Genomic DNA, 13,139 nt, shown 5'->3' on the forward strand with positions numbered 1-13,139 from the left:
TCATAGCGATGACTGTTTCTCTTAAAAAGGTGCCACTTTATGTCGCCTATGCCCTAATTATGCTCGTGGCGTTGTACGCCCTGACTTATTTCATCCCAAGCTTTCAATCGCCTTTTCTACAACACAAACCGCTTGATAATACCTTGTGGCGAGTTGCCTTCTGGACGCACGTTGGCTTAGGCGCTTTAGCCCTGGCGCTGGGTCCGTTTCAATTGTCCGCTAAATGGCGGCAACGTAATTTGAATCTGCACAGGCAATTAGGCAAACTATATGTAATCAGTATTTTGGTGGCCAGCGTGTGCGCTTTTTACGCATCCTTTTTCGCCGATACGGGCTGGATCGCCAGTTTAGGTTTCGCACTGCTGGCGGTTGCCTGGTTTTACACAACCCTGCGCGCCTATCAAACCATCCGGCAAAAGCAGGTTGATCAGCATCGGGCCTGGATGTACCGAAGTTACGCCGTTACCCTGGCGGCAGTTACGCTACGTATCATTTTACCCGTTGAATTAGCTCTTTTAGGTTTACCATTTAGTCTAGCCTATCCTATTGTTGCCTGGCTTTGCTGGGTACCCAATCTGATCGTCGTCGAGTGGTGGTTAACTAAAAGGAGTCTGAAGCGATAATCTATTTCCGGTCAATAAAAATAGGTGATAGCGAAGAAGAAGAGATAATTACCTTAGTTCATTCAATTGACGTGAACGGCCAACATGATCTACGTTTACCTGATTTTAAGCTGCGTGGCTTTCGGAGTCATTCATAGCGTGACGGCAACCCAATGGTTCAAACGGGATATCGCGGAAAAGGCGAAGCCCGTTCAGCGATATTATCGACTGATCTACAATGCATTAGCTATACTTACCTTTCTGCCCGTGCTTTTGCTGTATCGAATCACCCCACTTACGTATATAAGCTCCTGGCAGGGTACACCGGTAGTCGGAAAACTGGTTATAGGAGTAGGCCTGATTACAAGTGTTCGTGCGCTAGCTGGCTATGATCTGGCTGAATTCCTCGGCTGGCCGGTTGAAAGCAAGTCTTCTGTCAGCCAGACGCTGCAACAAAGTGGACTACTGCGTTACGTACGCCATCCTTTGTACTCTGGTATTCTTCTCAGTTTGCTGGGTGTATGGATGGACCGCCCAACGTGGTCCCATTTAATCCTGCTACTGGCGGCTTCGCTGTATATCCGGATTGGCATACACTTTGAAGAACGGAAGTTAGTGGCTACGTTCGGAGATGCCTATCAGCACTATCGCCAACGCGTACCCATGCTACTACCCCGCCTGTTGGGGCACTAGCTATTGTAGATAAAGAACATGCTATTAAGCACCGAACGTCATGAACTACAGCGTGTGATTCCGGATAGAAATACCCAAACAGGCGTTAGATCAATGTACCAAAGGGCGGCCTGTGTCGGCAAGTATGATTTCTCAGTAGCCTATCCAGTCAACAGCCTCCCCGTTACATAAAGTAGCACCCCCTTATTCACAAAAAAACATCGGGTAATCTTTCGACTACCCGATGCTGAAACAAGAAACAACAAAACGTAAGCTCTTTTCTCGACCTTACTCCATCACCATCTCGGTGTGGGCAGGCGCTTCAATTTTCTTACCAATAAATAATAATAGCAACGGCACGCAGACCAGGAAGAACCCGCCGATAACCAGAAAAGCGTCGGCATACGTCATCACTAAAGCCTGCTTCATAACGGCTCCCTGCATTATGCCGTAGGCTTTACTGGTGGCTGCCATCAGCGCATCCCCTTTCGACAGGAACAGGCCAGTATATTGTTTGATACGTTCGACCGAAAATGGATTATAAATCGAGACATTATCCCCCAACCGCGATGCATGAAACATGGTGCGCGTTGAGATGTAAGTAGTCATGATAGCCGTTCCGAACGTACCACCCAACTGACGAATCATACCGGTCAGCGCCGAACCCTGAGGAATTTCGATGTTTTTCAGATCCGATAACGTAATGGTTGTCAGCGGAATAAAAATTAACCCCATACCAATACCCCGGACGATGAGCGGCCAGAAGAAATAGTCAGGACCGGCCACAAGACTAATTGCCGACAAGTCGAAACAGAAGCCAAAGAACATCAAAAAACCAATGGCGGCATACCAGATCGGCGAAACGTAGTTTTTACTGAGTAACCCTCCAACAATCGGCATCATCAAGCCCGTCGCGATGGAACCGGGCATCAGCAGTAAGCCTGTCTGGCTGGCCGTGAACCCAAGAATGGTCTGGCAGAAAACCGGAATAATAAAGACCGATGCAAACAGTCCGAAACCCAGAATGAAATTAAACAACGTGCCCACCGCAAACCGGCGCTGAAGCAGCAATCTCAGATCCAGAATAGGGATTTTAACGGCCAGCTGACGCCAGATAAAGCCAATCAGACCAACGCCTGCCGCAATAGACATACCGACAATGAAGCGTGAGTCGAACCAGTCTTTTTCTTCGCCTTTTTCCAGAATGATCTGCAACCCACCAATACCCATGATCAGAAGGATCAGCGCCAGCCAGTCCATCTTACCGGCCGCTACCTTCTCGGCAGGTTCCTTGATGTAGGTATATGTCAGGAAGGTGGCCAGAATACCAAATGGAATGTTGATGTAAAATACCCAGTTCCACGACAGGTTATCGGTGATGTACCCCCCAAGCGTAGGACCAATAGAAGGACCAATGATGACCCCCATCCCGAAGATGGCGTTGGCAATGCCAATGTCTTCTTTAGGAAAGGTTTGAATCAGGATCGATTGGGCCGTAGTCAGCAACCCTCCCCCACCAATACCCTGCACCACCCGGAAAAATACCAGTTCCCATACGTTGGTGGACGTACCACAGAATATCGACGCAATCGTAAACATGACAATCGACGCGGCAAAGTAATTCCGGCGGCCCAGCTTGGATGTTAGCCAGCCCGACATGGTGATCATAACCGCACTGGCGGCTGCGTAACCCGTAACAACCCAGCTGATATCGCCGAGCGATGCACCGAGGTTACCCATCATCTGGTTCAACGTAACGTTGACAATCGATGAGTCAATCGTTTGCAGCAGAGCCGCCATCGTTACGGTCAAAACGATCACCCATTTATCAAAACCTAATCTGAACATAATTTCAATGGTTTTCGGTTTATGGTATTCGATTTACGGGGTCCGTCGCTACGGTCTGCCATAAACCAAATACCGAAAGCCAATACTATTTTTTCTGTAAATCCACGGCAACCGTCACGCTCATACCCGGACGAAGTCGGGCGTAAAGCGGGCTGTTTTTATCCAGGTCGATACGTACTGGAACCCGTTGTACGACCTTCACGTAGTTACCAGTCGCGTTATCGGGAGGCAGCAACGTAAATTTCGCACCCGTCGCACCAGCAAACGAACCGACATACCCCGTCAGTTTTTCGCCATCGAAAGCGTCTACGTCGATATCTACTTTCTGACCGGGCTGCATCTGGTTCAACTGCGTTTCTTTGAAGTTCGCCGTTACCCACAAGGTCGAGTTACTGACGATTGAGCAAAGAGCCTGCCCGGCCTGAACCAGTTGACCAACCTGCACGGACCGCTTGGACACGACACCCGAAGCCGGAGCCCGTACAATCGTATACGAAAGCTGAAGATTAGCTAGATCTAAGTCTGTCTGACGCTGTTTAATAGCCGCCTGAGCCACTGAAATCTGGCCTTTAGTGGCCCGACTCTGTGAACTTGTAACGTCCGTTTGCGAACCGGCGGCATTGACCTGCGACTGAGCCGTTTGAAGCTGAGCCTGAGCCGCCTGCAATTGAGCCTGAGCGGCATCACGTTCGGCCTGAGCCGCATCAAACTGTTGCTGAGGAATGGTTTTTTCAGCGAGTAACCGGCTATAGCGTTCAAAATCCTGATTGGCTTTGCGGGCACGGGCCTGAGCCGCTACTACGTTAGCCTGGGCCGTAGCTACCTGATTGCGAGCCGTTTGTACACTTGCCTGTGAACTCTGTACCGTTGCCAGTGCTACGTTCACCTGCGAACGGGAAACTCTGTCGGAAGCCATGGCACTTTGCAAAGCTGCTTCGGCCTGAGCAACCCGAATTTTGTAGTCAGCATCGTCTAACACAACTAACGTATCGCCTTCTTTCACAAACTGATTGTCTTTGAAGCGAATTTCCTTCACATAGCCGCTCGCTTTCGGAATGACCGGATTCACATCGCCATCAATCTGGGCGTCATCAGTCGTTTCATGACGTTGCAGGTACTGGAATTCACTGTACCCAAAAAAGAGGGCAATGGCCAGAATAATGACACCCCCTACACGGATTAAAGTTTTGGTATTCATGGTTATTATATCGCTTTACAAACGAGATTAATTAAGGTTGTTGCCCGTGGCTTTTAACAGGCGCTGATAGGCCAGTTGCGCATCGACGGTTGCGTTGATGACATTAAGTTGTGCCTGAAGCAGGAAGCTGTCAGCCTCCAGCAGATCGGTTGAGCCAACCAGCCCATTTCGGAAACGGGACTCCGTCAGACGGTAGTTTTCCTGCGCCTGCCCAACCGCCGTGCGGATTACATTCTGCTGTTCCAGCGCCAGTTGATAGTTGTTATACGCCGTGACAACTTCGCTACGAATCTGATCGGTTTGTTGCTTACTTTGTATACTCGCCTGATCGATCGCCGTTTTCGCGCTGTTTAGTTTTCCTTTCATATTGTAGAGCGAACCAATGTTATAGGTCAGTCCCAGCCCTACGTTCCAGGCACTCACAAACGAACTTCCTTCCGGAATAAGTTTAGCCGTTGGGTTAATGTAATTGTACCCCACCGACGCACCCAGATGCGGATACATAACGCTCTTGGTATTCCGTAGCATAGCTTCGGCCGACTGCACACGTAATGAATTGGCCTGTACCTCCGGACGACTCTGCACCGCTTGCGTCAGAAAGTTGTCTAACGGCTCAAGGGTAGCGACGGGGTTCGTCAGGGTTGTATCAACGGCAATGGTTTGTTCGGTTGGCAACCCAACCAGCAGATTGAAATTATAGAGTGCCGTTTGGCGGGCCTTATCGACCTGTAAGCGACTTAAATGCAGATTATTTTTCTGTAACTGAATCTTCAGCACTTCGTTTGCGGTCACAATACCCTCTTTTTGAAGGTTCTGAGCCTCCCGCTCCCGTTCGTCAAACTGCCTGATGTTCTGATCGATAACTGTAGTTGACCGAATCAGCTTAACGATGTTATAATAAGCATCGGTTACCGTGTAGACCAATTCTGACCGATTACGCTTCGCATCCAGATGGCTAGCCTGTGCCAATAAATTGGCCGACAGTTCGGCGGAGCGCTCGGCAAAGCCACCAAATATCTCTTTAGCAACCGTAACCCCACCAATAGTAGCGTTGAAAGCGCCAGCCGGAATACTGGCCAGGGGTTTCCCGTCCGCATCCTGTCCGAATGAGAATGGCCCCGTCAGGCTATAGCGGGAATAAGCCAGTGACGCATTCGCTGTTGGCAAACTGCGATCCTTAGCTTCCTGCGAACGGGCTTCTGCCGACAGCGTACGCGAATCAGCCAGTTTAATGCCCTTATTATTTTGTAAGGCCAGTTGAATAGCCTTGTCGAGCGGCATCACGGAGGGTGTTGGCTGGGCGGTTGTCCATCCCAAACTCAGCAACCACAAGCCCGCTCCTATTACGTACTTTTTCATTTTACCGATTTCTAATTTTTTCCAGGAGTGTGTTCATTGTGCGTACTTCTTCGTCAGTCAGATGGCTAACGATCGATTCAAAATTCTTAAACTCAACGGCGACGGCTTCCACAAACCGGTAGGATTCTTCGGTAAGTCGTAGATTAACCCGGCGACGATTTTGCGGATCCACCTCGCGAACAATCAGATTTTTCGCCACCAGCCGATCGGTTAGCCGGGTCATATCGGAGTTCACATCCGTCATTTTTTCCTTCAACTCCCCGGCTGTCAAACTGTTGGGATATACCTCGGAAAGCCGACGCAAAGTGATGTACTGTTGAACCGACAAATCGAACGGAGCTAGCTTTTGTCCAAAATAGTTGAAGATATAGCCATCCGTCATATGCAGATTTTTTATCAGTCGGTGGTATTCATTCACTAGTTGCGTTTCCATATTCAGTAGAGTATGTCAAAGGTATAACCAATATTCGTTTAAACAAATTTCGTTTAAACAATGAAAAACATACAATTTATAGGCTATTACCCTATGAAAATCATAACTAGCTTTATTTAGTACAATAAATTCAGTCTATTAGAATAATGCAATAATTATTTCCAGGAAAAAGGCCGGTAAAGCGTCTTCAATAATGAGATTTAATGAAATGTTTTTAATGGAATTTTAATAGAAAAAGGTCTATTCAGAAAGGCCATTAGTAGCTGATTATAATAAAGCGGGCTCCAGTGATAGTCACCAGAGCCCGCTTTATTATTACCTGCTATAAAACTTACTCAATCTCACCTACCATATCTTCTGGCTTCACCCATTCGTTGAACTCATCTTCGGTTAGATAGCCGAGTTTCAGCGCAGTTTCTTTCAGGGTCGAGCCATTTTTGTGGGCAGTCTGAGCGATTTCGGCAGCTTTGTAATACCCGATTTTCGTATTCAGGGCCGTCACCAGCATCAGCGATGAATCGACGTGCTTTTTGATGTTGGCTTCGATGGGTTCGATGCCTTCCGCGCACTTATCATTGAATGATACGCACACATCGCCGATGAGCCGGGCTGAGTGCAGGAAATTAAAGATCATGACCGGCTTGAACACGTTCAGTTCAAAATGCCCGTTCATACCGCCAATGTTAATCGCTACGTCGTTGCCCATTACTTGTGCCGCCACCATTGTCATAGCCTCGCACTGTGTTGGGTTGACTTTACCCGGCATAATCGACGAACCCGGCTCATTGTCAGGAATATGCAGTTCACCGATGCCCGCCCGTGGGCCACTCGACAGCATCCGGATATCGTTGCCGATTTTCATCAGGCTGGCAGCCACAGTTTTCAAAGCACCATGGGCCTCCACAATGGCGTCGTGGGCGGCCAGCGCTTCGAACTTGTTTTCAGCCGTGATAAACGGCAGGCCCGTTACGTTGGCAATGTGTTTCGCTACGTTCTCTGAGTAGTTTGGGGGCGTGTTGATGCCCGTACCAACGGCGGTGCCACCCAGCGCCAGTTCGCTCAGGTGAGCCAGTGAGTTGTTGATAGCGCGCAGGCCATGATCGAGTTGTGAAACATAGCCCGAAAACTCCTGCCCAACCGTCAGGGGCGTAGCATCCATGAAGTGTGTTCGACCGATTTTGACGATGTTCATGAACTGCTTCGACTTGGCGGCCAGCGTATCGCGCAGTTTCGTAATGCCCGGAATCGTTACGTCGAACAGAATTTTGTAGGCTGCAATGTGCATAGCTGTCGGGAACGTATCGTTGCTCGACTGCGACTTATTTACATCATCGTTGGGGTGCAGAAACTTCTTTTCGTCGGATAGCTGCCCGCCGTGCAATACATGTCCGCGATAGGCAACGACCTCGTTTACGTTCATATTCGATTGGGTGCCCGAACCCGTTTGCCACACAACTAGTGGAAACTGGTCGTCCAGCTTTCCAGCCAGAATTTCGTCGCAGGCCTGCCCAATCAGGTCGCTTTTTTCCTGCGATAATACGCCTGCGTCGAGGTTCGTTAGCGCAGCCGCTTTCTTGAGGTACGCAAACGCCCGGATGATTTCGCGGGGCATTTTATTGATGTCCTGAGCAATTTTGAAATTCTCGATAGAACGCTGGGTTTGAGCGCCCCAATAAACGTTGGCCGGGACTTGTACCTGGCCCATCGTGTCTTTTTCGATGCGGTATTCCATGAAAATAGTCGATAGTGTTTAGTCAATAGGCGTCAGTGACAGGTATCGACGGTTTTACCTGTCGACTCCTGACTAACGACTATGCCTGCAAAGGTAGGCGGGGGCTCGTGTTTTACCATACAGTTCAATAGGTTTCCGTAATCTATAGAAACTACATGGGCTCTACTGATTGAGATGCGTATTTCTACGTTCGTTTGACGATATTGCTACTGAGCCGGTTTTACTACAAAATCATGGCTTAGTTCCGTATATTTCTCAACTTACTTCCTCTTATACAACCATGATCAACAAGTACCTCCTTTTTTTCTCGGCTATCTGGCTAGGACTAGGCGTAACGCAAGCGCAGAATCGATATTACTTTCCCAGCTATACCGGCGGTTTTGATGCGACCATCCCAACTCCGGAACAGTTTCTGGGCTATCCGGTTGGATCACACTACACCCGCTATGATCGAATCGTCGATTATCTGAAAGAACTGGATCGGCTGTCGGATAAAGTCAGCTTCAAGGTTATTGGTAAGACGTACGAAGAGCGGCCACAGGTTATTGCCTTTTTTACCTCAGTCGAAAATCAGAAAAAACTAGAATCACTACGTACGGAACACCTTCAACTGATTGATCCCAAAGCGGCCGTTCCCGACTACAAAAAGCTACCCGTAGTCGTGCATCTGGCCTACACGGTTCATGGAAACGAAAACTCCAGTAGTGAAGCGGCCTTACTGACGGCTTATTATCTGACAGCCTCTACAGCACCCGAAACCGCGCTGTGGCTCCAGAATGCCGTTATTAGCCTCGACCCTGCCGAAAATCCGGATGGGCGCGACCGGGCTGTGCAATGGTTTAATCAGCACAAATCCTTTCCGCCCGTAACAGACCCGCTCGATCGGGAGCACAATGAACTTTGGCCGGGCGGACGGTTCAACCATTATCTGAATGATCTTAACCGCGACTGGTTGCCGCTGGCCCATGTCGAAAGTCGAAACCGAATGGTCTTTCACCGCGACTGGTACCCAAACGTAATGATCGACTTTCACGAAATGGGTACCAGCAGTACGTATTACTTTGAACCCTCGAAACCTTACAGTACAGAAAACGATTTGATTCCCCGCGCTACGTATGACGTCCTGAATGTCCACCTGGCCAAGTATTTTGCGAAAGCACTCGACAACCTGGGCTCGTTGTACTGGACAAAAGAACAGTTCGATAACCTGTCGCCTATTTATGGATCAACCTATCCCGATTTTACGGGCGGTGTGGGCGTAACTTTTGAAGTAGGTAGCTCACGAGGGCTGGCTCAGGAAGGTAGCAACGGGGTCGTTACGTTCCCGTTCACGATCCGCAATCATCTGGCTACAGGATTGGCGGCTGTGAAAGGAGCCGTCGAAGAGAAGGAATTGTATCTGAAACACCTCCGCGATTTTTATGCCTCTGCCCTCACGGATGCGCAGAAGTTTCCGACCAAAGCCTATGTATTCGGCAGCTCGACCGACGAAAACCTGACAAACCGGTTTCTGGAAACGCTGCTCCTGCACAAAATTAAGGTCTATGATTTACCCCAGAACGTAACGGTAGACACTAAGAAATTTGACAAGGGTCGTGCCTTCGTCGTGCCAACGAATCAGCCGGAATACCGTCTGGTACACTCAATTTTCGAAGAAGTGACGGCTTTTCATGACAGTGTATTTTATGACGTGACGGGCTGGTCGCTGGTGCATGGCTATGGCCTCCCCTACGCCAAGTTGAAGGATGTCGCTTTGGTAAAAGGAGACCCTATTGGGACAAGGCAGGCCGTGGCCGGTCAAGTGCTAAACGGACCATCGAATTACGCATACGTATTGAACTGGAGCGATTTCCATGCCTCAAAAGCCCTGTCGCTCTTGCAACAGGCTGAGGTACAAACCAAAGTAGCCATGCGGCCATTCAGTGTTGAAACAGGGGAGCGTTCCGGCTCAGGACCTCAAATGACCAGTGGCTTCCATATTCAGGACTTTAGCTACGGTTCCATCGTGGTACCAGTAGCCGGGCAGAAACTATCACCGGACTCCTTATATGGGTTGATTGGGCGGGTTAGCAAGCAGGCAAGTGTACATTTTGTCGGTGTACCTACTGGCTTGAATGCCAAAGGAATTGACCTGGGTAGCAATAATATTCGTATGCTGAAAAAGCCGGAAGTAGCCATGTTGGTGGGTCAGGGCGTTAATCCATCTGAAGCAGGCGAAGTGTGGTTTCTGTTAAGCGGCCAATTGAACCTGCCGCTAACCAAAATTGATATAAACAGTCTTAGCCGAGTTGACTGGGCCCGATACAACACGGTGGTGTTAGTCGGCGGACAATACAATTTGCTGGATAAAACTATGGTGGGCAAACTGAAAAGTTGGGTCGAAAATGGCGGTACGTTAATCACAACTAAAAACGCATCGGAATGGGCCATTCGGCAGGGGTTAGTAAAAGAAAATCTGTTGACTTCAGCCGTTTCCAGCCGGACCGACACAGTAAAAGTAGCAGGTGCAGCTAAACTCACAGACCAGACGAAAACGGTCAGTCCAGACCGGGTCAGTCCAGACCGGGTCAGTCCAGACCGGGTCGATTTTGCCAACATTTCGCTCAGAGAAGGTCCCCGAGCAGTGGCCGGCTCAATTTACACGGCCGATTTAGACATTACAAATCCTATAGGGTTCGGTTTCAGCGATCGTAAAATCTATATTTTTCGCAATGGCACCACGTTCCTTAAACCGAGTAGCAGTCCATATAGTACGGTAGTGAAGTATACAGCAACGCCTTACGTAAGTGGCTTTGTCTCCACGGAAAACAAGAAGAAAATCAGCAATTCGGCAGCGGTTGTGGTCAGTACAGAAGGTCAGGGGCGTGTAGTGTTGTTCGCTGACAATCCGAATTTCCGGTCATACTGGCACGGTACGTCGCGGTTATTTCTAAATGCCATTCTATTTGGGCAACACTTAAGCGTGCCAACTCCGCAAGTTTCGTCGGAAGAGAAGTAATTGAAATTCAAGTGTCAGGATATAAATTTGATGTACGTTGCCTTTAGAAAAACTACATTATATGTATTGGCACTACCAGAGTGAATTCACTCTGGTAGTGCCAATACATTCTCCAGGATGGAGAATTAGGGTTCGAGTTTATTAAAGGCAGTCTGACAAACTTAACCTACGGATAACACTTACTAATCAGCCTTTCTGTAAGGGGAGCCGGAGCGGTTATCTGGTTGCTGAATAGAGAAAAATGGTTTAGGCTGGTTCAACCGGTACGTAGTTTCATGCATTGCTCTTTTATATTGAGCAAAAAGAAGCTTGAACTCCGGAAAGCTTACAACTTCCGTGTAGATCGAATCGAATTTAAATTCATCGTCTTGATACATAGTAGTGAGCATTAGGTGAATATTTACCCACATACGAAAACAATTATGTAACGGATTTACACTAATGATAAATATTTAAAAATTTATTCTCCTTATAAACCCAATATCAAATAACCCATGGATCAGCGAATCATCAACCTTTTCGACGAATACACGCACAAACCACTCAAACGCGACGAATTTCTAAAGAGGTTGGCTAGCCTAACAGGTAGTATGGCCTCAGCATTGAGTGTGCTACCACTTTTGGAAGTCAACTATGCGCAGGCTGAAACGATTGCGCTTCAGGACGACCGTATCAAAACCGAATCCGTTACGTTTCCGGGATCAGACACAACCATGAAAGGGTATCTGGCTCGTCCGGTAGCCGCTGGTAAGTATCCGGTTGTAGTGGTCATTCACGAGAATCGGGGCTTAAATCCACACATAGAAGACGTAACACGCCGACTCGCTTTAGCTGGCTTTCTGGCGTTGGCACCCGATGCACTATCGGCTTCAGGTGGCACCCCAGCCGACGAAACGCAGATGCGTGAATTATTTGGCAAATTAGATGCACAAAAGACGCGCGAGAACTTTGTAAAAGCCCTCGACTTCTTAAAAACCCACGCCGATAGTACGGGCAAACTGGGGTGCGTGGGCTTTTGCTGGGGTGGCGCCATGGCGAATCAGCTGGCCGTTCATGACCAGGATTTGAAGGCAGCGATTGCTTTCTATGGCCGCCAGCCCGACGCAGCGGACGTACCAAAAATTAAATCGGCGGTGCAGCTTCACTACGGTGGTCTGGACGAACGCATTAATGCCGGGATTACAGCTTATGAAGAAGCGTTAAAAAAAGCCGGCGTACAGTATGAAATCTATGTATATGAGGGCGCACAACATGCATTTAATAACGACACCGCCCCGACGAGATACAATGAAGCAGCCGCCAGGCTGGCCTGGGAACGTACTGTAACGTTTTTGAAGACAAAGCTGACGTAATAAATGCCCATTCAGTAATAAATATTAACAATTTATTGAGTATCTATTTATGTATCAGTAGGCTTATCTGCTTCGGTGTGGCAGATAAGTACTGACTAAAAAGCAAACGACTACAACGTATGAAAAGCGCACTAGAAGAAAATCCGGTAAAAGGGTTGAGCCTTGCAATAGGGGCAGGTATTCTGGCGGGAATAGCAGGAACGGCGGCCATCACGGTATCGCAGATGATCGAAATGCGCCTGACTAAACGTTCACCCAGCAATACGCCGGTGAAAGCGGTCTCTAAGGTTCTTAAGGTAAAGCCAACCCGAAAAGATAAACAAGAAACCGTCTCCCAGGAAATTCATTGGACGTATGGGACATCGTGGGGCATTCCCAGAGGGTTGATTGCTCTGGCTGGTTTGCAGGGATGGCCAGCTACGCTCCTTCACTTTGCCGCGATCTGGGCCACTGAGTTAACGATGCTTCCTTCACTTGATGTTGCTCCACCCCTTACTGAAGAAGACCCGAAAACTGTGGCTATCGATGCCCTGCATCATGCCGTATATGCCGTAGCTGCTGGTCTGGTATATGATGCAATCAGTAAAGAAGATTGAACGAGAAATTATTGGCTAAACAGAGGTAAACGAGTGAATTTCTGATCCCTTATTTATAAATAGTTGGTAAAACTGAAAATTTCAACGACCAGAATGGGTTACTTTTCATCTAATAGCGCATTAATAGGTTGAAACGTATCAACTTCTATAATTCATTATAATCATGGTAAAATCTGCATTCTTCCTTCTGTCAATGATGGCTTTGGCTACAGCTTGCTCTAGCACAAAAACCGAAACAACCGAATCAGCTACGACTGTAACCGATTCTACCTCAACAATGAGCTCGGATTCTACAAAAATGACTGGCGACAGTACGTCGACAATGTCAACTGACACAACCAAGAAAGAT

The 13,139-nt window shown here is 48.3% G+C and carries 11 protein-coding genes; 5 read left to right on the forward strand and 6 right to left on the reverse strand.

Features of this window, described 5'->3' with window-relative positions:
• Window positions 1–8: 8 nt before the first annotated feature.
• Complete coding sequence (locus ACYVEA_RS03640) at window positions 9–623, forward strand: DUF2306 domain-containing protein (protein WP_461111963.1); 615 nt, start codon at window positions 9–11, stop codon at window positions 621–623.
• Between the two features lie 84 nt (window positions 624–707).
• Window positions 708–1,295 carry a methyltransferase family protein gene (locus tag ACYVEA_RS03645; protein ID WP_461111964.1) on the forward strand — a complete coding sequence of 196 codons (588 nt, stop codon included), beginning with the start codon at window positions 708–710 and terminating at the stop codon, window positions 1,293–1,295.
• 267 nt (window positions 1,296–1,562) lie between these two features.
• On the opposite strand, the gene ACYVEA_RS03650 is transcribed toward ACYVEA_RS03645, so the two are convergent.
• From ACYVEA_RS03650 to fumC, 5 genes are all read right to left on the reverse strand, one after another.
• The gene (locus ACYVEA_RS03650) at window positions 1,563–3,122 is read right to left on the reverse strand and encodes a DHA2 family efflux MFS transporter permease subunit (protein WP_461111965.1); all 1,560 of its coding nucleotides are present in this window, start codon (window positions 3,120–3,122) and stop codon (window positions 1,563–1,565) included.
• A gap of 85 nt (window positions 3,123–3,207) precedes the next feature.
• The gene (locus ACYVEA_RS03655) at window positions 3,208–4,320 is read right to left on the reverse strand and encodes an HlyD family secretion protein (protein WP_461111966.1); all 1,113 of its coding nucleotides are present in this window, start codon (window positions 4,318–4,320) and stop codon (window positions 3,208–3,210) included.
• A gap of 27 nt (window positions 4,321–4,347) precedes the next feature.
• Window positions 4,348–5,679, reverse strand: a complete 1,332-nt coding sequence (locus ACYVEA_RS03660) for a TolC family protein (RefSeq protein WP_461111967.1) — start codon at window positions 5,677–5,679, stop codon at window positions 4,348–4,350.
• Between the two features lies 1 nt (window position 5,680).
• Window positions 5,681–6,112 (reverse strand): MarR family winged helix-turn-helix transcriptional regulator, encoded by a 432-nt coding sequence (locus ACYVEA_RS03665; protein WP_461111968.1) that lies wholly within the window; start codon window positions 6,110–6,112, stop codon window positions 5,681–5,683.
• A gap of 331 nt (window positions 6,113–6,443) precedes the next feature.
• Window positions 6,444–7,844 (reverse strand): class II fumarate hydratase, encoded by a 1,401-nt coding sequence (gene fumC / locus ACYVEA_RS03670; protein WP_461111969.1) that lies wholly within the window; start codon window positions 7,842–7,844, stop codon window positions 6,444–6,446.
• 280 nt (window positions 7,845–8,124) lie between these two features.
• Between fumC and ACYVEA_RS03675 the strand changes: the two genes are divergently transcribed.
• Window positions 8,125–10,842, forward strand: coding sequence for a M14 family zinc carboxypeptidase (locus tag ACYVEA_RS03675; RefSeq protein ID WP_461111970.1), 2,718 nt, complete (start codon window positions 8,125–8,127; stop codon window positions 10,840–10,842).
• 182 nt (window positions 10,843–11,024) lie between these two features.
• Here the strand turns inward: ACYVEA_RS03675 and ACYVEA_RS03680 are convergent, their stop codons facing one another.
• Window positions 11,025–11,219, reverse strand: a complete 195-nt coding sequence (locus tag ACYVEA_RS03680) for a hypothetical protein (RefSeq protein WP_461111971.1) — start codon at window positions 11,217–11,219, stop codon at window positions 11,025–11,027.
• A 117-nt stretch (window positions 11,220–11,336) separates the two neighbouring features.
• On the opposite strand from ACYVEA_RS03680, the gene ACYVEA_RS03685 reads away from it, so the two are divergent.
• Window positions 11,337–12,194, forward strand: a complete 858-nt coding sequence (locus ACYVEA_RS03685) for a dienelactone hydrolase family protein (RefSeq protein ID WP_461111972.1) — start codon at window positions 11,337–11,339, stop codon at window positions 12,192–12,194.
• Window positions 12,195–12,313: 119 nt separating this feature from the next.
• On the forward strand, window positions 12,314–12,790 hold the full coding sequence (locus ACYVEA_RS03690) for a hypothetical protein (protein ID WP_461111973.1): 477 nt from the start codon (window positions 12,314–12,316) through the stop codon (window positions 12,788–12,790).
• Window positions 12,791–13,139 lie beyond the last annotated feature (349 nt).

It is taken from the genome of Spirosoma jeollabukense, assembly GCF_054777855.1.

What these genes read in the sequence shown, in the direction of transcription:
- ACYVEA_RS03640 (WP_461111963.1), top strand. Translation starts at nt 9, where the DNA reads ATGACTGTTTCTCTTAAAAAGGTGCCACTTTATGTCGCCTATGCCCTA.
- ACYVEA_RS03645 (WP_461111964.1), top strand. Translation starts at nt 708, where the DNA reads ATGATCTACGTTTACCTGATTTTAAGCTGCGTGGCTTTCGGAGTCATT.
- ACYVEA_RS03650 (WP_461111965.1), bottom strand. Translation starts at nt 3,122, where the DNA reads ATGTTCAGATTAGGTTTTGATAAATGGGTGATCGTTTTGACCGTAACG.
- ACYVEA_RS03655 (WP_461111966.1), bottom strand. Translation starts at nt 4,320, where the DNA reads ATGAATACCAAAACTTTAATCCGTGTAGGGGGTGTCATTATTCTGGCC.
- ACYVEA_RS03660 (WP_461111967.1), bottom strand. Translation starts at nt 5,679, where the DNA reads ATGAAAAAGTACGTAATAGGAGCGGGCTTGTGGTTGCTGAGTTTGGGA.
- ACYVEA_RS03665 (WP_461111968.1), bottom strand. Translation starts at nt 6,112, where the DNA reads ATGGAAACGCAACTAGTGAATGAATACCACCGACTGATAAAAAATCTG.
- fumC (WP_461111969.1), bottom strand. Translation starts at nt 7,844, where the DNA reads ATGGAATACCGCATCGAAAAAGACACGATGGGCCAGGTACAAGTCCCG.
- ACYVEA_RS03675 (WP_461111970.1), top strand. Translation starts at nt 8,125, where the DNA reads ATGATCAACAAGTACCTCCTTTTTTTCTCGGCTATCTGGCTAGGACTA.
- ACYVEA_RS03680 (WP_461111971.1), bottom strand. Translation starts at nt 11,219, where the DNA reads ATGTATCAAGACGATGAATTTAAATTCGATTCGATCTACACGGAAGTT.
- ACYVEA_RS03685 (WP_461111972.1), top strand. Translation starts at nt 11,337, where the DNA reads ATGGATCAGCGAATCATCAACCTTTTCGACGAATACACGCACAAACCA.
- ACYVEA_RS03690 (WP_461111973.1), top strand. Translation starts at nt 12,314, where the DNA reads ATGAAAAGCGCACTAGAAGAAAATCCGGTAAAAGGGTTGAGCCTTGCA.